Raw genomic sequence first — 17,046 nt, forward strand, 5'->3', positions numbered from 1 at the left:
AAATATAAGCAAGTTCGCGGCCAAGGAATTTTGCCTTGAACGCAATCTTTGAACCAAGATTCTACGGCTTCTCTGTAAGCCATTCAGCACTGTCAATATTCACATACCATTCAGGAGCGTTGTCAGGATTCGCAGCATATTCTGAAACCCTCTCAGCCGGGGATTTAATTTCTATTTCTGTCAAGACGTCTACCAATATAACTCCTCCATGTCCAAACATTTTTTCCATTGTAATATAATTTGAGCCTGAATCGCTTACTTCTTGCCGTTTTTATTCCGTACTGCCCGAAAGCTTGAAAATAAATCTGCAGTGGAATATCCTTAAATATATACTTCATATTTAAGGATGGGATTACCCTGCGTATCAATAAATTTATCAGCGAAACAGGAAAAACGTCGAGACGCGGAGCTGACCGTCTCGTTGAGGAAGGCCGCGTGACAATCAACGGAAAAGTGGCGCAAATCGGCAGCCAGGTTGAGCCCGGTGATGTCGTCAAGCTAAATGGCGAAGAAATCAGGGTGGCGCAAAATTATGTATATATTGCTTTGAATAAACCGGTTGGAATCACCTCCACGACTGAAAGGCATGTGAAGGGGAATATCATCGACCTTGTCAATCATCCGCTAAGGATTTTCAACATTGGACGGCTTGATAAGGATTCCGAAGGCCTAATTCTTCTTACAAATGACGGAGACATCGTCAATGAAATTCTCCGAGCTGAAAACAAGCATGAAAAGGAATATATTGTCTCAGTAGACAAGCCGATTACGCCGGAATTCGTCAAGGCGATGTCAGAAGGCGTGAGGATCCTTGGTACAAAAACACTTCCCGCCAAAGTGGTCCAACTATCAAAATACGAGTTCAATATCATCCTTACACAAGGATTGAACAGACAGATCCGACGCATGTGCGAAACTCTTGGCTATCAAGTTGTCAGGCTGCAGCGCATCAGGATCATGAACATCCATCTCGGGAACCTGCCAATTGGTCAATGGCGTGACTTGAATAAGAAAGAAAAAAGGCAGCTTTTCAGTGACTTGAATTACGAGCCTAAGGAATGGTAAAAGGATGAGCGCCCCCGCCCATCCTTTTATTTTTGGCTTTTATCATTCTTCGTGTAGCTATGAGAATTCATAAGCGGAGATATTCCGAATAACTGCTTTAAATTAGACAAAATCAAACGATTTGAAACACTGTGAAATCATCATTCAGTTATAAAAGATTTAGATCGATGCCGCTTTGGGCTGGTCTTGTTCCCGCAGAAGTTTGAGGAACACTTTTTCACGGTACAGGTAGAAAACGACTGCGAACAAGCTGATTCCACATACCCCCAGCAGCAGCCACACGGGCAATTTTTCAAGCAGGAATCCAAACAGGATAAACCCTGCAGGGGTCATGGCACTTGAACCGGTTTCTAGGAGGGCCATGACCCTTCCTCGATACTCGTCAGGGGTGCTTTTTTGCAAAAGGACGCTTACAGGTGTGTTGATAAACATGATTGAAGCAGAGAGAATCAGGACGATGCTGATTATAAACCCGAAGACGGCTGCATTTGGCAAGTCCGCAAAGCCTGGCAGAGCTGGAAGTCCAATCATCATCAAGGCCGCTGAAAGCAGCACCATCCCCCCTGTGATGGATAACTCCTTCCTTCTGATTTCCTTTCGCGCTGACAAAAAGAGTGCCATGACCATCATGCCGACGGAGAATGCTCCTTCAATAATCCCAAGCTGGATCGAGGACATTTCCCTGACTGTCAAAACCAAGTAAGGCATTGCCACAGGGAACACTGCAAACCAAAAGTTCAACCAGACACTCAGGATGACAAGATGGAGGAGAAATGGTTGGGCTTTGATATAGGAAATCCCCTGTTTCAAGTCTTCTCCTATTTTAGTTGTTTTCTTTTCCTGTGTTTTCTTTGAAAATAGGTTGTATTCTATGAGGATGCTTGCAAAAGCTGAGATGAGATAAGTCAGTATGTTCAATGCCATAAAGAGATGTATCTGGATCAGGCCAAAGAATACGCCGCCAAGAACCGGGCCCAGGATGGCAGAAAGGGAAATGGCTGCCTGGTTCAATGACATCGCTCTTTGCAGATGATCAGGCCCGACCATGTTGTAAATCGATGAGGTAACGGCGATGGAATAAAAAGTGCTGATGATGCTCAATCCGGTCGTTGCGACATATAAAATCCAGATCTCATTTGTAAAAAACAGGAAGGCCCCCAGTATGGTGCCAAGCCAAAAAGCACTCGCAAAGTTCGAGAAGATGATGATTTTCTTGCGGTCCAGACGGTCGCTCAATGTACCGGCAACCGGAGCAAGCAAAACCCTCGGCAGCATGCTGAGCACAAGCGTGAGTGCAAAATTAAGGCTGGATCCTGTTTTCGCAAGGATATACAGGCCGATTGCAAATGCATAAATCGATGATCCAAGAACAGATGTAACCTTCCCAACCAGGAACAAGACAAGGTTTTTCTTAATTGCACTTTCCACTTTAACTCTCCTCCTCCACTTCCTTTTTCAAGGAGAAATTAATTTCATATGAAACTTTATCCTGATCGCTTTTCTCTGCAGATTTTTTAACATATTTCAAAAAAAGCAAATCGATATCATCCTGCAGTTCCTTCCTGTCCTGTTCGGTTAAACTAATATATGTCCCCTGACTCATTACTCGCTCTGTGACCGGCTTCTCCTCTTCCGTCTTTAAGTTAAAATGGGTCGCCTTTGAGCGATAATATTTTTCGATGATTCCTCTGTTTTCCTTCGTTTCCTCCAGCTCTAGAATTCCGCCATTGTACAGCTGCTGAATGTGGTAATGAACGCTCCCTGCTGACTTTCCCAGTTCATCCGCAACCTGCTTTGCCGTCATTGCATTCATTGCAAGCAAATAAATGATTTTTACTCGCAATGGACTTGAAATCAATTTTTGCTGTTCCAGATTTACGTCCATCGTTTTCTTTATATAATCCACTAGTAATCACCTTCTAATATATTCATATGTTCTAAGTTAATTTTACGTTTTAAAATTTTAGAATGCAATAAATTTTTGGGATTTATACATTCCTCATTTAAACTGCATGGACTAATTTGCAGTATGGTGTAATAATACATCTAACGTTCTAACTGATTGGAGTTTTTTAAAATGAACAAAAATAATACGAAGAATCCATTAAGCGAAGATGAACTCACCACAATATTGCTCGCTGCAAACGAAATTATCATGTACGGCGGGAAGGGCCTCCTTGGAAAGATTCTCGCAGGCTCAAAAGACAAAAGAGTCTATACAGCTGACCTTCATCATTCGTCTGTGTACGGTGCTTTTGCGGACATTAAACAAAAGGAGGTCATGGAGAAGGTTGAATGGGTGCTTGCTAATGGCTACCTGACAACAGACGATAAGCTCTCGCTTCTAATGTATACAGACAAAGGCTGGGACTTCATTAAGGATGAACTGGCAGAAAGTATTTACACTGAGTTCGCTCTGGCTGCTGAGTTTGAGAGATATGAATATGTAGATTTCATCCTTGGGCAGCATCCAGAATTAAAAATGGATCTGCTCGATCTCATTGAAGAGAGAGGCAGCAAGGAACTGATCGACATCCTGATTGAATGGCTGGAGCATGAGAATTTCAAGCCAGTTCCAGAAAGGATTCACGAGGTCATACAGAGACTGGACAAAGCAAATTCCCACAGCCCTCAAAAACCGGTTGAAACAGGTTCTTTTGATGCCAATAAAAAATGGCTAATGATTCCTGCCGAAGTCCGTCAGATGCTCGTCAGGAATGTTTTTTGCGGACATTGCAGGGACACCGTGCAAATTGAAAAATATGTAATTAAGGGCTTCCAGGACAGTGTAGTGCTCGAAGGAAAATGCAAAAACTGCGGCAATGCGGTCGCAAGAGTTATTGATTAAAGGTACCTGGTTGATTCCAGGTATTTTTTTAGCAAATAATAGTTTGTATACGAATTATATTTACGCTAAATATTTTCGGTGCTAGAATTTAATCAGGAGATGAGGAGGACGTACCTATGGAATTGTCTATGGATAAAGCAATTGGCTCAGCATCTGTTCGTTTGAGCAAGAAGCTAACACGGATCATTAACTATTACTTAAAGCCTTATCGTATTACGACGGAACAGTGGAGTGTTTTGCGCACTCTGAACGAGTGTAATGGGATTTCACAAAAAGAACTATCGATCCGGTCGGATAAAGACCAGGCAACTTTGACGAAAATCCTGGACCTCCTTGTAAAGCAGGAAAATGTTGAAAGGCTCGCCAACCCTCTCGATCGCCGTTCCTTTTTGGTTAAGATCACTCCGAAAGGCGCAAATCTTGTGGAGGAAGTGACACCTTACCTTGAGGGAATTTTCATCATGATCACAAATGGAATAGATGAGGAAAGGCTCGCAATGTTCAGAGAGGTTTTACTCACAATGGAAGACAACATCGATGGACTTCTGGAGGAAAACAACTAGAAAGAAGGCAATATAAATGAACAAAACATCCAAGTTGTGGACAGCACAATTTACGGCCATTGTAATAATGGCTTTTTTATTTTTCCTTTGCCTGCAGCTTTTGACTGCCGGCTTCCCCGCTTTCATTACTGATATTAAAAACAATCCTGCACAAGGCGGCTTGATGACAACTGTCTTTATGGTATCAGCCATCGCGACTCGTCCTTTTGTACCTTCCTTGATGAAGAAACTGGACAATAAGAAATTAAGCCTGATTTCCCTCGGCTTTATAGCCGTTTCTGTAGCCTTGAGCTTTGGTCAAGATTCCGTGCTGCTATTGCTTCTGCTTAGAGTGATCCATGGTGCAGGTTTTGGGATCATTACGACGATTTTCTCGACAATGGCAACCAATATCATCCCAGCCCATCGACTTGGTGAGGGAATCGGCTATTACGGTATGGCCACCAGTGTAGGGACAAGTCTTGGGCCGATGCTGGCGCTCGCTTTGCTGGAGGGATTTCCTTTTAACATCCTGATCATGATTTCGGTAAGCTTGACTCTGCTCACCTTGTTTTTGAACTTGTTTATAAAAAGCCCGCGCAAGCCAGCTCAAGAAATGGCGAAAGCCAAGAAAGGCCATTTCAGGGAGCATGCCTTTGATCGCCATGCCTTTACACCGGCAATCCTGACAGCGTTCTTCTCCATCACGCTTGGCGGAGTAGTAAGCTTCCTGCGGGAATTAGGAAAAGAAGCAAACCTTGGGGCAACAGTCTCATTATTCTTTCTGGTCCTAACAGTTGTAATGGTCATTATCAGACCCATTTCCGGAAAAATGTACGATAGTTACGGTCATAAATTCATCATCTACCCTGCCGTGATTTCAGGGATTATTGGACTGACACTTTTGGCCGTCACTCAAAATACCATGACACTTTTAATCGCTGCCGTTTTTTACGGGTTGGCATATGGGACAGTAGCACCGACCCTTCAGGCACTTGCGGTAAGCGCGGTACCAAAGGAGAAACAAGGAACAGCAAATGCGATGTACTTCTCCTCCATGGACCTTGGAATGGCTCTGGGTTCTGCCGGACTAGGACTGCTCGCCTCCTACACCAGCTACCATTTCATTTATGGATTTTCGGTCGTGTTCCTGGTCGGACTGCTGATTGCCTACACTTTCATTTTCGTTGTGAAAAAGAAGCCTGAAGATCAATTTGTTAAAGCATCTGAAGAGGTTGGATTTTAAAAAACACGGTGGAAGCTTTTCCACCGTGTTTTTTGCCTTTCATATGGGAACCTGATTTTTTGATGTTTCATGAATGCTTGCTATTTATTCCTTTTTCGCTGTTTTCATAGTCTGCTAAAATTACACCTGTTTACTGTTTATTTTTATTTTCCCGCCTGACTTCATGCCTTGTGATATACATCCACATGGCGATATAGGTCAGAAAAAGCAGAACCAGAAATACCGGCGCTGACAATACATTCTGTATCAACAAGTTAAGCCACCTCTTTTACTTTAGGCTATCCAACGGAAACGGAAATAATAAATAGAAAATAACTGCAAGCGGGATTGATAGGATCCATGCAATTACCGGTTTCCGATAGTGTATCCACAAGACCACAAACAAAATTAAATTAAGCCAAATGTTATGCCAGCTGTTCCAGCCATTATCATAAACATACATTCCCCTGTGAGCAAATAAAGCCTCTATGATCGTATAAAAGCCTACCCATACACCGACATAGATCAGCTGGTTCCCCCTTGTTTCAGGAAAACGCTGGAGGTAAATGATCAATCCGACCGGGCAGATAAAAAAAGTGAATGCAATATTGATGATAGAATGGTTCAGCCAGTCAGCTGTGATTCCGCGGAATGCCCATAAAGTGTGATTATAATAAAGAGTGTTGTAGAGCAGGTTCACCACCATGAAAAATAAAATCGTCGAGTATTGCTTTTTCCATTGCGACCAATCTATAAATTTATAAGCGAAAAAAATCCATACTGCTATGACCAATAATAAATACATGCTTCTCTCTCCCCAAAAATACTGATTTTATCAGTTATAACCGGGAGAAAATTTTTTATACCATACTCTTATTATCTTGATGGAATTTTCAACCGAAACAAAAAAATCCCTGCAGCCACAGGGATTTTTAAACAGACAGGAACTTAAATAGTTTTTTCTGTTTCAGGTACTGTTCTTGCGCTTCTCCTACCGTGATTTCTTTAAAGCGGATCTTTGTTCCAGGCCTCGCCTGGGCAAGCAGCGGAATATCAACAGAGATGACAGTAGCTATCCTGGCATATCCGCCAGTTGTTTGCCGTTCTGACAGCAGGATGATCGGCTGCCCGTTAGCCGGAACCTGTATCCCGCCGAGTGGGATGGCATCGGATATGATGTCAGATCCGCCGATTGTTTCCAGCTGTGGTCCTTCAAGCCGATATCCCATTCTGTTCGATTGTGACGTTAGGGTGTATTCACTTGATAAGAATCGATCCTTTTCAGTTTGTGAAAATTTATCCTGGTGAGGACCGATGATCACCCGAATATCCATTTCGCTTGCATACTCAGGAACCAGGCTACTATGTAAAAATCGGTTTCTCCTGACAAAAGGGTTTCCGTGTACTAGATCTCCCGACTCCAATGCACGGCCTTTAAAACCGCCAAGCTTTCCATTGATAAACGTGGATTTGCTGCCTAATACAAGTGGAACATCGATGCCACCGGCAAAACTTATGTAAGCTCTTGCGCCACTTTTAGCAGCACCAAACGAAAGGATATCTCCATTTTTTAAAACAAAGCTTTTCCACATTGGTACTTTGCTGCTGTTCACCATCGGCTCAAGATCACCCCCGCAGATGGCGATGGATGCATCAGTCAATGCTTCAAGCCTCGGGCCAAGCACGGCAGCTTCCAGTCCAGCTTCACCAATCGGGTTGCCGACAAGCAGATTCGCCATTTGCATGGAATAGGAATCCATTGCACCTGATGTGGTGATGCCATATTGCTGATAGCCTGTTCTCCCTATATCCTGGACGGTTGTCTGCAGGCCTGCCTTAAGGACTTTAAACAGAGGTTTTGTCATTTTGCATCCCAGCCTCTTCCGACTTTGATTCCTTCTTCCATTAAAGCAGCCTTCAATTTCACCGCAAAATGCAGTGCCTGTGGTTCATCACCATGGATACAAATTGTATCTGCCTTCATCTCAATGTCTGGCCCGTCAACACTTTCAACTTTTCCTTCACGTATCATCCGGATTACTCTGCTGATTGCTAAATCAGAATCATATATCATCGCGTTTGACTGTGTACGCGGAGTCAACGAGCCATCCTGCTGATATGTTCGGTCAGCAAACACTTCCTCCGCCACCTGCAGGCCTCTTTCCTTCCCCGCTTTCACAAGTGAACTGCCTGCTAGGCCGAATAAAATAAGAGAAGGGTCGACATCGGCGACTGCACTGGCAACAGCATCCGCAATTTCTTTATCTTTTGCAGCCATATTATACAGCGCACCGTGAGGCTTCACATGAATGACTTTAGTGCCGCAAGCCTTGGCTAGTGCCGAAAGAGCGCCAATCTGGTAAATGGTCAGATTGTAAATTTCCTCTGCACTCATCTTCATTTCCCTCCTGCCGAAGCCATGCAGGTCTGGAAAGCCAGGATGCGCACCAATTCCCACATCGTGTGCTATTGCCATTTTTACCGTTTTCACCATGACATTATGGTCGCCAGCATGATAGCCGCAGGCGATATTGGCTGAAGTGATATGCTTTAACACTTCACTGTCGTTTCCAATTTTAAATATTCCGTAGCTTTCACCTAAATCACAGTTAAGATCCACAGATAACACTTACCTCACCTCTTTTCAAACCTGTTTATCTCGTATGCATCGCCCATTTGTTTTATCGTTAAAAATTGCTCCTCACTGATTGGCACGAATTTAATATAATGACTGGATCTTAATAGGAACGGCTCCTCCTTCTCCGGAGAAAACAGGGTTACTGGAGTGGTGCCAATGATCCTCCAGCCTGAAGGGACGTCAGCTGGATAGATACCTGTCTGATTCCCGCCAATACCGACAGCACCAGGCAGCACGTTTTGCCTTGGCGTCTCAAGCCTTGGTACAGCCAGCTTTTCAGGCAAGCCTCCCAGATACGGAAACCCAGGCATGAACCCCATCATATAAATCAGATATTCCCTGTTTGCGTGGAGATTGATGACTTCCTGCTCGGTCATACTATGATACTCAGCGACAAAAGCCCGGTCCGGCCCCAGCTCCCCTTCATAGCATACAGGGATTTCAAAGACTATCGGACAAATATGTCCCATTTTTGCTGGAGAATGATTGATCCGTTCCAACTCCGTTATGAGAGTCTCGAAGTCTATCAAATCCGGTTGATAATAAATCGTTATTGTCGTGTAGGCAGGCACCCATTCAATAAGGCCTTCAATTTTTGTATTTTCCAGCTTGTTGATAAATCGGCGGATTCGACCGTTCGTTGCTTCATCTATTGTCATTCCAAACGATATCTGTATCGCCATGTCTCCAAGCGGTGAGATTTCAAAATTCATCTTTTCCCCCCAACTTTCCAATGGTAGTTTTTATACTCCATCGTTGGCACAAGTTTCAATAATGACCTTAAGTGCTTGAGTCATTGTTTCCTGGGGCAATGAAGCCAGGGCTGGATTGAGGGCGGACATTTTTGTCGATGCAGGAAAATGGATAAACCCGGCCTTGATTGGCAGATTATTTTTCCGGATATGATTTAGAACAGCGTATAAGGTGTTATTGCATATAAATGTACCGGCACTGTTCGACACCGCAGCAGGAATGTTCACTGCCTTGAGGTTCTTTTCAATCAGACGGTTGGGCAAGGCAGAGAACAAGCCGTCGGGGCCCTCCTCATCAATCATTTCATCCGTTGGAATCATGCCTTTATTATCCGGATAAGGGTCCCCGGAACCTGTATCCTTCACATTAATTCCGATTCGCTCTGGAGTAATCGCCGTCCTGCCTGCTGCCAGTCCACAGGAAATCACAACATCCGGCTTGGTATCGTCGATCTTTTTAATCAAGACTTCTGCACATTCATCATAATTAACCGGTAACAGGATTGTTGAGATTTCCACATTCTCAATTTCAAACTTCTCTGCTTCCAGCAACATTTCTTCTGTAGGATTGATCTTCATTTTTCCAAACGGCTCAAAGCCGGATATTAGTACTTTCATAACCAGACCTCATTTCACGATTTAAACTTAAATTGATGTATAAAAATTTTACTATAGTTAACTATGGATATATACCTTTTAAACTCGTAAAATTAAGTTTAGTTTAAATATTCCAATAATACAGGTGATGAAATGGAAGTAGAATACGGCAAAGCTACCGAACTCGAATTGCAGGAGATTTTCAGCATGGCGGGTGTTAATAGAGCAGAGGCTACAGGAATTCAGGCTGATAATAACAAAGAAGAGATGACAGCATCCTATGAAAATTCTCTGGACCACGGAGCATATTTTCTCGTTGCTAGAACTCAGGATTCATTGATTGGCTGGGTACTGGTGGACCAAAGCCTGGATTGGTTCACGCATAAGGAAATCGGATGGATCAGTGATGTTTATGTAAAAAAAGAGTACCGGCAGAATGGTGTCGCAAAATCGCTGATTGAACAAAGCCTGGTGGAATTCAAGCACCTTGGCTATGATGATGTCCGTCTGAATGTATTTTCATTTAACGAGAAGGCCATTCGATTATACGAAAAGCTGGGATTCAAAGATGTCAGCAAATTCATGAGGATTGAAATATAGGCAGAAATTACTCATCCAAATGTAAATAAAACTAAGCAAATATAACTGAATAATTTTATCATTCCATTACTCTTTTTATACAGAGGCGACACAGACACTAAACATTTCTCCGTTAATCTATCTTTGTTACATACATTATGCAGAGGAGATGGAGAAATGAAAAAAACATTAATCGGAACCGGAGTTGCCTTAACCGTCATGCTTAGTCCTTTCCAGCAGGTCTTTGCTGCTGAACCTACTACTGGTGAATTGAGGCAGTTCGATACTGTCGCCCACCGCGGGGCTGCAGGTTATGCACCAGAAAACACAATCGCCGCATTTGATAAGGGACTGGAAATGAAGGCTGACTACATTGAAATCGATGTTCAGCGCAGCAAGGATGGCAAACTCGTAATCATTCATGACACTACTGTAGATCGGACAACAGATGGCACTGGCAAAGTTGGTGAGCTGACACTGGAAGAACTGCGCACCCTTGATGCCGGGAGCTTCAAAGGGGAGCAATTTGCAGGTGAAAAGATTCCTACCTTCGAAGAAATACTCGACCGCTATCACGGAAAAATTGGCATATTAATTGAATTGAAAGCACCCCAGCTCTACCCTGGAATCGAAGAAGAAGTAGCGCAGGAATTAAAGGAAAGAAACCTGGATAAGCCGCAAAATGACAAGATTATTATCCAATCTTTTAACTTTGACTCCATGAAAAAGATAGATGCATTGCTGCCAAAAGTACCGATTGGTGTCTTAACCTATTCAAGTCTCCATACAACGGATGCCGCCCTTCAGGAATTCGCCAAGTACGCTGACTTGTTCAACCCAAGTTATGGACTGGTTTCAAAGGAACTTGTCGATAAAGTTCACAGCCTTGGAATGGAAATCCAATCCTGGACAGTCCGAAGCCCTGAAGCAGCCCAATTCCTGATTGATATGAAGGTGGATGGCATTATTACAGATTACCCAGATTATGTCGATCCGCGCAATTAAAGGAACAAAAAGCGCAAGCGCCTCGTTCTGCCCCGACAAGCGCTGGAGGGCCGACCGGTGAATTCGTTCTTTGACTTCATTGGGCGGACCGAAGCGACTTGATGGGCTAGGCGCTGGAGTTGGATTATGAAAACTTAATAGAGTTATCCACATCTCAATACTTTTTAAATTAATTAACCACTAAAAAACCTGTTCTGATTTGGACAGGTTTTTAATTTATTTTTAAATATTTAATAATTAAATTAAATTAATTAATTATTTTTTTATTTAATATTTACATTTTTAATTACGATGTATATTATATATTTAATAACACTGAAAGGAGGCAGTCATGGCATATCCTGTACTAACAAATTGCCCTGTTTGCAGCCAAACCCTTAAAATCACAAAGCTGAAATGCAATCATTGTGATACAACCATTGAAAATGAATTTGAACTTTCAAAACTTGCTTCTTTAACAAAGGAACAGCTCCATTTCGTCGAAATCTTCCTTGTTTCCCGCGGAAATATTAAAGAAGTGGAAAAAGAGCTTGGAATTTCCTACCCGACTGTCCGGGGAAAGCTTAACGATATTATCACTGCCCTTGGATATGACACTCAAAAGAAAAATGAGCTGGATGAGAAGAAAATCATAGCGATGCTGGAGAAGGGGGAAATATCTCCAGAAGATGCAATTAAACTTTTAAAAGGTGAATAGGAGGAATATTGATGAGTGAAGAAATTTCAAGGATTTTAACGATGGTACAAGAAGGAAAAATCGATTCCGAAAAAGGTGCCCAGCTGATTGCCGTGCTCAAGGATAAAGAAACCTATGCCTTACCTACAAAACAAAGTAAATACTTAGATAAAACACTAAAAATCCGTGTTGTATCCAAGGAAAATGACAATGTAAACGTCAATGTGCCTATCAAGCTCGTAAAAGCCCTTCTGAAAGCTGGACACAGCATCGCTGCAAGCATCCCTCAATCCCAGCAATACGTCAAGGATCTCGATATCAACATGCTGATCGATGCAATTGAAAATGAGCTGGACGGCAACATCGTTGACATCCAATCAGCAAACGGCGATACAGTTAAAGTCGTCATTGAGTAAAACACATGATGAAAATAAAAATAAAAACTTCTAACAAGATCGCATTCTCCCTCCCTGTTCCTTACACAGTCTTAAAAGCTGCCAGTTCCATACTTGCATCTGAAAAATTCAAAAACCAGATGCACAAATGGGCGAATCAGGATTCTGAACATAAACAGGTTCCCGCCGCAGTTTTCGATACTATACTAAACAAGCAGCTGATGAAGGAAGTCATCCGTGAACTGGGCAATCATAAAGGAATTATACTGGTCGATGTGAGGCTTCATGATGGTACTGAAGTCATGGTAAAACTATAAAAAGAAGAAACCCTGACTCCATTTCTTTTGAAGACAGGGTTTTATCTTTTTAGAACAATTTCTCAAAACAAACATATAACTCATGTCCTTCAGGCTTTCCATTCATCATTACTTTTCCGGTAATTTTATAGCCCCTTTTTTCATAAAAGCGGACCGCACCTTCGTTTCCGGAATACGTATCCAGCCGAAGTGCACCATAGCCGTGATCATTCGCAAAGTCCTCGGCAAACTGCAGCATCTTGCTGCCATACCCTCCCCCCTGGGCAGAGGGATCGATACAAAACGAATGGAGAATCAATGGCTTACCTTTTGTTCCTGACCAATTTGCATTCTCCCATTCTGGAGCTTGCCACTCATCGAGGACCATCACGCCTATTGTGCCTTCTCCTTTTTTCAATACGAACAACTCTTCACCCTGCATCGCATTTTCGAAATATTCATGGTTGGGATATTGCTCATCCCATTGCAGAATGCCTCTCGATTCAAGGTACTCTTTGCATTCCGCAAACATGCCGCCGATGACAGGCAAATCATTTTCTGCAGCCCTTTCAATCCGTTCTTCTGCCATTTTGCACTCCTTCGCTGCCATTATTCACTGTCTGGCGTTATGTTAAAAAAGTTTGCACTCTTGTTCTTCTTCTTCTCCTTGTTTTTCTTCTTATCCATTTTCCCGTCGGATTCATAACTTAACTTGAAATGATTGTCCTTTTTTTCCATCCTAATTCCTCCTAAATTGAAATACTCACATCGCCGTCCTCGCTGATTTCGACTGTCGAATAGCTTTCAAAAGGTTCCATGCTGTTAAACTTTATCTTCCCATCATCCATCAACGATGCCATATACTGATCATAAGCAACACGATTTTTTACTATGTGGTAAAAGTACACTCGCTTTCCTTCAGAAATATCTTCTTCTTTTTGGATAAATTGGCCTCCAAACCTGTTAGTGAACCATTCGCTTGCTTCCTCATGAGTGCTGAAATCAGGCAGGCTAGCAGCAAGCTGGTCTATATCTATATTCAAACTTTACACTCCTTTTTTATAGGCTTGACACATCATTTATAAGCATCTTTTCCCAAATTCGGGCTATAAGGCATCTGTTGTGAAAAGTGCCTAGTTTAAAAGATAGTTTGTTCCTTTTTTTACCGCGAAATGCATAAAAAGCACCGGTTTCTAAGAAACCGGTGCAGGTAGTACTCTTTAATACGCAAAGTGGTGATTGCCTATTTGTTTGGTCACTGTCCTTGTAAAAATCCATTGATCAGTCGCATGCTTTGGATTGTAGTAATAAACGGAGCCATGGGAAGGATCCCATCCGAGCATTGCGTCCTTTACTGCATGATAAGCTGTATCATTCGGCTGAAGATTGTACTGGCCATCATTTACCGCTGTAAAAGCATTCCTTTGAAAAACGACATCATGGACGCTATCAGGAAAATCATTAGATTCTACTCTGTTCAAAATCACCGCAGCCACTGCAACTTGTCCCTGGTAATTCTCACCCCGGGATTCCCCATATACCACATGAGCCATCGTCTCAATCTCCTGAATCAGACTGGCCGTCTTCGGACCAACCCCTCCAATCGGTTCGAGGCCAAAGTCCCTTTGAAGCTGCTTCACTGCTTCAGTAGTGATTGGCCCATAATAGCCAGTTGTCGCCGTATTAAAGTACCCTAGCTTTTTCAAAATAGACTGCACATATGTAACATCTGACCCAACTGACCCCATTCCAACGCTTGCTGCCTGAGCTTCTGTCTGCCCAAAAGAAAGTATAGCAACAATTAATCCTGCTGCTGCCATCCTCTTTATGTACTTTTTCAAATTTCCCACTCCCACTTCTATTTAACTTGTATGTATGAATATTTCCAGCGGTCTGAGCAAAAGCACCTCCTTTTTCATATCCCTTTACATTTCCCTGTTTTACGAAAGGAAAACTCGTACAAAAGAATGGAAATAGTTATTTTAAATGGTATAAACTTCTCAGTCCCGTATCTTTTTTCATCAAGTTAACGTTATGAGAATACATTATTAAAAATATTTAGCTTTACGAAGTTTCACTAATATCAGATAATTGAACATATAAAAAAATCCATTAGAAACCGAGAGGCACTATCAGTATGTGGAAAAATAAGAATGTCTGGATTTTATTGACCGGCGAGTTTATTGCCGGGTTAGGATTATGGCTTGGAATCATAGGAAATCTTGAGTTTATGCAGGAACAAATTCCTTCTGACTTTTTAAAATCGCTTCTGCTGGCTGCGGGATTACTGGCCGGCATTGCTGTTGGACCACTAGCAGGAAGGTTGACCGACCAATACAGCAAAAAGACGGTCATGCTGATATCAGGCTTCGTACGAATAATAAGTGTCGTTTTCATGCTGATTGCCCTTCAAACCAGTTCAGTATGGTGGATGCTTGTGTTCCTCGTGTTATTGCAAATTTCTGCCGCTTTCTACTTTCCGGCACTCCAGGCTGCAATCCCGCTTGTTGTTAGTGATAAGGACTTATTGCAGCTGAATGGAGTCCATATGAATGTATCAACCTTATCCCGTATAATCGGGACTGCCGCTGCAGGAATTTTGCTTGTGGCCATTCCTTTAGACGCTGTGTATCTCCTTTCGATGGCTGCCTACATCGTCCTGTTCGGACTGACCTGGTTTTTGCAGATTGATGAAAACAAGAAAACCACTTCCGATAAAATAGGCGGACAAAAACAAGGCTTTAAAGACGTTTTTCCTGTCATCGTCAAGCTGCCGATTGTGATGATGACCTTGATTTTAACCCTGATTCCGCTCATTTTCCTGGGAGGTTTCAACCTGGTCGTCATCAATATCAGTGAACTTCAGGACAGTACTGCCATCAAAGGGTGGATTTATACCGCAGAAGGTCTCGCCTTCATGAGCGGTGCATTTTTGATCAAAAAAATAAGTTATATGTTTTCACCATATAAAATTCTGTTTGCCAGCTCAATGCTGATCGGCTTCTCCCAGCTGATGCTCTATTTCGCCAACCAGCCAGTCCTGACGATCATTGCGTTCCTGTTGTTCGGCTTTTCTGTAGGCTGCTTCTTCCCGACAGCTGCTACCATCTTCCAGACAAGAGTGCCAAAAGACTTTCATGGCCGTTTCTTCTCGTTCCGGAATATGATGGACCGCGTCTTCTTCCAGGTTGTCCTGTTAATGACCGGATTCCTGCTAGACGCAGTCGGCCTCCAGAATATGAGTGTCATGTTCGGTGCATTGTCGATCGCGATGACCACGATCTTTTTCATGAGGTCACGCAATCTAAGAGCCTCCGCGGAAACCGAGCAAAGCGTAAGCTCGTAAAACTGTAAAAGCTGCCCGTTGAAACTGGCAGCTTTTATCTTTGGCATTAAGTGAGTTGGTAAATAGGTGTTGCTGCTTATTAATTTAATGACGGACACTTTTCATCTCCATTACCTAATTTTTGTCCGTATGTGAAACTTGTATTCCAGGCAATCCGTATTATAAGGAAAGGAATTATTCTGGGGGTGTTTTTGATGACTTTATTTATTGGGATCCAGCTTTTTATGGTCCTTCTGTTCCTGTTCTTCGGCTGGGCGATTGTGAAAAAGGAGTGGTACTGGCTGATATCCAATTTCAATGGCAAACCGAAGGAGGAGCAACAGCAATTAATCATGAATGGCTATCCACAAAGGGTCGGGAAGCTGATGCTCGCCACGGCAGCGGGAATCGCCATTTTGCTCCCATTAAGTTTCACCTCTTTTCCATATTCGCTGGAAGTCCAGTTTGGCTTCATGATGTTATTCTTACTCGGCGGTCTGGTTTACCTGTCCAAATATGAAGTCAGGGAGAAGCGAAAGCGAAGCTATATCTTCAGCAGCCTTCTCGCTATTGGAACGATTGGGTTTGTGGTAAGCCTTTACTTTTTAGGGTATCAGGACTTTGAACTTAAGGTATATGATGATTCATTTGAAATCACAGGCATGTACGGTGAAGAATGGGAATACGCAGAAATTCGTCATGTGGATCTTCTAGAGGAAATGCCCGAAGTCACATGGAAAGAAAATGGGTTCGGACTTGCAACGTTGGCAAAGGGCCATTTCAAAGTAATGGATTACGGGAGCAGCCTGCTCTTTATCCACAAAGATTCGCAGCCTTATTTATTTATAGAAACGGATCATGACAAGATATTTATCAATAGCAAGAGTTCGAAAGAAACGGTAGAATGGTATGAATTACTGTCTGAAAAGACTAAGTGAGGGTGTCCCGTGAAAACGGGCACCCTTAATTTGTGACTCCCCCTCAAATTCCCCTAGTCAGTTATTGGAATGACAGATTCCGGTCATTCTGTTTGACTTCATCACTTACTAATAGTAACCTAAATACTGCTTACTAAAAGTAACTACACTTTGGAGGAATTTATA

General features: G+C 42.6%; 23 protein-coding genes. 11 read left to right on the plus strand and 12 right to left on the minus strand.

Features of this window, described 5'->3' with window-relative positions; translation table 11 throughout:
* Positions 1 to 61: 61 nt before the first annotated feature.
* Positions 62 to 196 (minus strand): SRPBCC family protein, encoded by a 135-nt coding sequence (locus tag J7I80_RS23420; protein ID WP_285289106.1) that lies wholly within the window; start codon positions 194 to 196, stop codon positions 62 to 64.
* 161 nt (positions 197 to 357) lie between these two features.
* Here J7I80_RS23420 and rluF point away from each other — a divergent pair, with 161 nt between their 5' ends.
* Complete coding sequence (gene rluF, locus J7I80_RS01245) at positions 358 to 1,065, plus strand: 23S rRNA pseudouridine(2604) synthase RluF (RefSeq protein ID WP_214735741.1); 708 nt, start codon at positions 358 to 360, stop codon at positions 1,063 to 1,065.
* 159 nt (positions 1,066 to 1,224) lie between these two features.
* Here the strand turns inward: rluF and J7I80_RS01250 are convergent, their stop codons facing one another.
* Both J7I80_RS01250 and J7I80_RS01255 read right to left on the minus strand, forming a co-directional pair.
* Positions 1,225 to 2,493 (minus strand): MFS transporter, encoded by a 1,269-nt coding sequence (locus tag J7I80_RS01250; protein ID WP_214735612.1) that lies wholly within the window; start codon positions 2,491 to 2,493, stop codon positions 1,225 to 1,227.
* A gap of 1 nt (position 2,494) precedes the next feature.
* A complete protein-coding gene (locus tag J7I80_RS01255; protein ID WP_353050071.1) occupies positions 2,495 to 2,971 on the minus strand; it encodes an ArsR/SmtB family transcription factor in 477 nt (158 codons plus the stop codon).
* A gap of 171 nt (positions 2,972 to 3,142) precedes the next feature.
* Here J7I80_RS01255 and J7I80_RS01260 point away from each other — a divergent pair, with 171 nt between their 5' ends.
* The 3 genes from J7I80_RS01260 to J7I80_RS01270 all read left to right on the plus strand — a co-directional run bounded on the left by J7I80_RS01260 (position 3,143) and on the right by J7I80_RS01270 (position 5,701).
* The gene (locus J7I80_RS01260; RefSeq protein WP_214735613.1) at positions 3,143 to 3,913 is read left to right on the plus strand and encodes an RQC-minor-1 family DNA-binding protein; all 771 of its coding nucleotides are present in this window, start codon (positions 3,143 to 3,145) and stop codon (positions 3,911 to 3,913) included.
* 116 nt (positions 3,914 to 4,029) lie between these two features.
* Complete coding sequence (locus J7I80_RS01265) at positions 4,030 to 4,476, plus strand: MarR family winged helix-turn-helix transcriptional regulator (RefSeq protein ID WP_251027524.1); 447 nt, start codon at positions 4,030 to 4,032, stop codon at positions 4,474 to 4,476.
* A gap of 16 nt (positions 4,477 to 4,492) precedes the next feature.
* On the plus strand, positions 4,493 to 5,701 hold the full coding sequence (locus J7I80_RS01270) for an MFS transporter (RefSeq protein WP_214735614.1): 1,209 nt from the start codon (positions 4,493 to 4,495) through the stop codon (positions 5,699 to 5,701).
* A 268-nt stretch (positions 5,702 to 5,969) separates the two neighbouring features.
* Here J7I80_RS01270 and J7I80_RS01275 read toward each other — a convergent pair whose 3' ends face one another.
* The 5 genes from J7I80_RS01275 to J7I80_RS01295 all read right to left on the minus strand — a co-directional run bounded on the left by J7I80_RS01275 (position 5,970) and on the right by J7I80_RS01295 (position 9,688).
* Positions 5,970 to 6,485 carry a CBO0543 family protein gene (locus J7I80_RS01275; RefSeq protein ID WP_214735615.1) on the minus strand — a complete coding sequence of 172 codons (516 nt, stop codon included), beginning with the start codon at positions 6,483 to 6,485 and terminating at the stop codon, positions 5,970 to 5,972.
* A 127-nt stretch (positions 6,486 to 6,612) separates the two neighbouring features.
* On the minus strand, positions 6,613 to 7,545 hold the full coding sequence (locus J7I80_RS01280) for a 5-oxoprolinase subunit C family protein (protein ID WP_214735616.1): 933 nt from the start codon (positions 7,543 to 7,545) through the stop codon (positions 6,613 to 6,615).
* Positions 7,542 to 8,309 carry a LamB/YcsF family protein gene (locus J7I80_RS01285; RefSeq protein ID WP_214735617.1) on the minus strand — a complete coding sequence of 256 codons (768 nt, stop codon included), beginning with the start codon at positions 8,307 to 8,309 and terminating at the stop codon, positions 7,542 to 7,544. The genes J7I80_RS01280 and J7I80_RS01285 overlap by 4 nt, the downstream gene beginning before the upstream one ends.
* Before the next feature lie 5 nt (positions 8,310 to 8,314).
* Complete coding sequence (gene pxpB, locus J7I80_RS01290; protein WP_214735618.1) at positions 8,315 to 9,031, minus strand: 5-oxoprolinase subunit PxpB; 717 nt, start codon at positions 9,029 to 9,031, stop codon at positions 8,315 to 8,317.
* A gap of 30 nt (positions 9,032 to 9,061) precedes the next feature.
* On the minus strand, positions 9,062 to 9,688 hold the full coding sequence (locus tag J7I80_RS01295; protein ID WP_214735619.1) for a pyroglutamyl-peptidase I: 627 nt from the start codon (positions 9,686 to 9,688) through the stop codon (positions 9,062 to 9,064).
* A 132-nt stretch (positions 9,689 to 9,820) separates the two neighbouring features.
* On the opposite strand from J7I80_RS01295, the gene J7I80_RS01300 reads away from it, so the two are divergent.
* From J7I80_RS01300 to J7I80_RS01320, 5 genes are all read left to right on the plus strand, one after another.
* On the plus strand, positions 9,821 to 10,267 hold the full coding sequence (locus tag J7I80_RS01300; RefSeq protein ID WP_214735620.1) for a GNAT family N-acetyltransferase: 447 nt from the start codon (positions 9,821 to 9,823) through the stop codon (positions 10,265 to 10,267).
* A 156-nt stretch (positions 10,268 to 10,423) separates the two neighbouring features.
* Positions 10,424 to 11,251 carry a glycerophosphodiester phosphodiesterase gene (locus J7I80_RS01305; protein ID WP_214735621.1) on the plus strand — a complete coding sequence of 276 codons (828 nt, stop codon included), beginning with the start codon at positions 10,424 to 10,426 and terminating at the stop codon, positions 11,249 to 11,251.
* 331 nt (positions 11,252 to 11,582) lie between these two features.
* Complete coding sequence (locus tag J7I80_RS01310) at positions 11,583 to 11,948, plus strand: DUF2089 domain-containing protein (protein WP_214735622.1); 366 nt, start codon at positions 11,583 to 11,585, stop codon at positions 11,946 to 11,948.
* An 11-nt stretch (positions 11,949 to 11,959) separates the two neighbouring features.
* Complete coding sequence (locus J7I80_RS01315) at positions 11,960 to 12,343, plus strand: SHOCT-like domain-containing protein (protein ID WP_214735623.1); 384 nt, start codon at positions 11,960 to 11,962, stop codon at positions 12,341 to 12,343.
* 5 nt (positions 12,344 to 12,348) lie between these two features.
* Positions 12,349 to 12,639 (plus strand): hypothetical protein, encoded by a 291-nt coding sequence (locus J7I80_RS01320; protein ID WP_214735624.1) that lies wholly within the window; start codon positions 12,349 to 12,351, stop codon positions 12,637 to 12,639.
* 49 nt (positions 12,640 to 12,688) lie between these two features.
* On the opposite strand, the gene J7I80_RS01325 is transcribed toward J7I80_RS01320, so the two are convergent.
* From J7I80_RS01325 to J7I80_RS01335, 4 genes are all read right to left on the minus strand, one after another.
* On the minus strand, positions 12,689 to 13,207 hold the full coding sequence (locus tag J7I80_RS01325; protein ID WP_214735625.1) for a GNAT family N-acetyltransferase: 519 nt from the start codon (positions 13,205 to 13,207) through the stop codon (positions 12,689 to 12,691).
* Positions 13,208 to 13,227: 20 nt separating this feature from the next.
* Positions 13,228 to 13,356, minus strand: coding sequence for a hypothetical protein (locus J7I80_RS23425; RefSeq protein WP_285289107.1), 129 nt, complete (start codon positions 13,354 to 13,356; stop codon positions 13,228 to 13,230).
* An 11-nt stretch (positions 13,357 to 13,367) separates the two neighbouring features.
* Entirely contained in the window at positions 13,368 to 13,661 is a 294-nt protein-coding gene (locus tag J7I80_RS01330) for a hypothetical protein (RefSeq protein ID WP_214735626.1), read from the minus strand.
* Between the two features lie 177 nt (positions 13,662 to 13,838).
* Positions 13,839 to 14,468, minus strand: coding sequence for a cell wall hydrolase (locus J7I80_RS01335; RefSeq protein ID WP_483297679.1), 630 nt, complete (start codon positions 14,466 to 14,468; stop codon positions 13,839 to 13,841).
* Between the two features lie 287 nt (positions 14,469 to 14,755).
* Here J7I80_RS01335 and J7I80_RS01340 point away from each other — a divergent pair, with 287 nt between their 5' ends.
* Together J7I80_RS01340 and J7I80_RS01345 are read left to right on the plus strand one after the other, a co-directional pair.
* Positions 14,756 to 15,964, plus strand: a complete 1,209-nt coding sequence (locus tag J7I80_RS01340; RefSeq protein ID WP_214735627.1) for an MFS transporter — start codon at positions 14,756 to 14,758, stop codon at positions 15,962 to 15,964.
* A gap of 194 nt (positions 15,965 to 16,158) precedes the next feature.
* On the plus strand, positions 16,159 to 16,881 hold the full coding sequence (locus J7I80_RS01345; RefSeq protein ID WP_214735628.1) for a DUF3784 domain-containing protein: 723 nt from the start codon (positions 16,159 to 16,161) through the stop codon (positions 16,879 to 16,881).
* The last annotated feature ends 165 nt before the right edge of the window (positions 16,882 to 17,046 follow it).

Source organism: Bacillus sp. ISL-41, assembly GCF_018613235.1.
GTDB lineage: Bacteria > Bacillota > Bacilli > Bacillales > Cytobacillaceae > Mesobacillus.

What these genes read in the sequence shown, in the direction of transcription:
- J7I80_RS01260 (WP_214735613.1), top strand. Translation starts at nt 3,143, where the DNA reads ATGAACAAAAATAATACGAAGAATCCATTAAGCGAAGATGAACTCACC.
- J7I80_RS01265 (WP_251027524.1), top strand. Translation starts at nt 4,030, where the DNA reads ATGGAATTGTCTATGGATAAAGCAATTGGCTCAGCATCTGTTCGTTTG.
- J7I80_RS01270 (WP_214735614.1), top strand. Translation starts at nt 4,493, where the DNA reads ATGAACAAAACATCCAAGTTGTGGACAGCACAATTTACGGCCATTGTA.
- J7I80_RS01275 (WP_214735615.1), bottom strand. Translation starts at nt 6,485, where the DNA reads ATGTATTTATTATTGGTCATAGCAGTATGGATTTTTTTCGCTTATAAA.
- J7I80_RS01280 (WP_214735616.1), bottom strand. Translation starts at nt 7,545, where the DNA reads ATGACAAAACCTCTGTTTAAAGTCCTTAAGGCAGGCCTGCAGACAACC.
- pxpB (WP_214735618.1), bottom strand. Translation starts at nt 9,031, where the DNA reads ATGAATTTTGAAATCTCACCGCTTGGAGACATGGCGATACAGATATCG.
- J7I80_RS01295 (WP_214735619.1), bottom strand. Translation starts at nt 9,688, where the DNA reads ATGAAAGTACTAATATCCGGCTTTGAGCCGTTTGGAAAAATGAAGATC.
- J7I80_RS01300 (WP_214735620.1), top strand. Translation starts at nt 9,821, where the DNA reads ATGGAAGTAGAATACGGCAAAGCTACCGAACTCGAATTGCAGGAGATT.
- J7I80_RS01305 (WP_214735621.1), top strand. Translation starts at nt 10,424, where the DNA reads ATGAAAAAAACATTAATCGGAACCGGAGTTGCCTTAACCGTCATGCTT.
- J7I80_RS01310 (WP_214735622.1), top strand. Translation starts at nt 11,583, where the DNA reads ATGGCATATCCTGTACTAACAAATTGCCCTGTTTGCAGCCAAACCCTT.
- J7I80_RS01315 (WP_214735623.1), top strand. Translation starts at nt 11,960, where the DNA reads ATGAGTGAAGAAATTTCAAGGATTTTAACGATGGTACAAGAAGGAAAA.
- J7I80_RS01320 (WP_214735624.1), top strand. Translation starts at nt 12,349, where the DNA reads ATGATGAAAATAAAAATAAAAACTTCTAACAAGATCGCATTCTCCCTC.
- J7I80_RS01325 (WP_214735625.1), bottom strand. Translation starts at nt 13,207, where the DNA reads ATGGCAGAAGAACGGATTGAAAGGGCTGCAGAAAATGATTTGCCTGTC.
- J7I80_RS23425 (WP_285289107.1), bottom strand. Translation starts at nt 13,356, where the DNA reads ATGGAAAAAAAGGACAATCATTTCAAGTTAAGTTATGAATCCGACGGG.
- J7I80_RS01340 (WP_214735627.1), top strand. Translation starts at nt 14,756, where the DNA reads ATGTGGAAAAATAAGAATGTCTGGATTTTATTGACCGGCGAGTTTATT.
- J7I80_RS01345 (WP_214735628.1), top strand. Translation starts at nt 16,159, where the DNA reads ATGACTTTATTTATTGGGATCCAGCTTTTTATGGTCCTTCTGTTCCTG.